Source organism: Undibacterium sp. SXout7W, assembly GCF_049339385.1.
In the GTDB taxonomy this organism is placed as follows: Bacteria; Pseudomonadota; Gammaproteobacteria; order Burkholderiales; family Burkholderiaceae_D; genus Undibacterium.
Window position 1 is genome coordinate 1 of record NZ_JBMPPF010000071.1, and the last position, 567, is coordinate 567.

At 40.4% G+C, this 567-nt stretch carries 1 protein-coding gene; it reads right to left on the reverse strand.

Annotation, left to right across the window (positions count from 1 at the left end; translation table 11 throughout):
• Positions 1 to 318: hypothetical protein (locus ACO0LB_RS20530; RefSeq protein ID WP_423052548.1), on the reverse strand; the 318-nt coding region annotated here is incomplete at its 3' end.
• Positions 319 to 567: the final 249 nt, after the last annotated feature.

The window sequence follows — 567 nt, forward strand, 5'->3', positions numbered from 1 at the left end:
ATATCTATCTAGATTATTCCTGACCCTGTCAAACCGTGGTTCATGGACCTTGCACATGGCCCTACATGACTCAGCATCACATTGCACATCATCTGAATTGAAAGATACACTACCATTGTATATGTCAAACTGGATGTCACCTACATTGTCCCTAGACGGCATGTTTATAGGAGATGCATCTATGTTGTAATTGTTACCATTGACGTGTATATAATAAGCTTCGATCATATCATGTTGACTACTAAAACCAGTTAAGAGCAATGGGACCTGTCCATTTCCTATGCCATCTAGATTTACTCTAGGATTATTAACATTCATGACATTTCGCTTTGTCTTATTCTGATACGTTATCATAACTTCAACTTCCCAAATCCTAGACATGATCTTGTAGACTGAAGCCATCTGGCCTTTAGGTAAGATTTCCCATCTGTAATATGTGCATGAAGTCTGATGTCAGCACATGGTATCACAACCCAAAGTCCCAGTTGAGCAGCCATACCCTACTATTGAGTTTGGCTTTGTCGGTCTATCTAGGGCCTTATGTTTCGACAGCTTGTGACAACCACC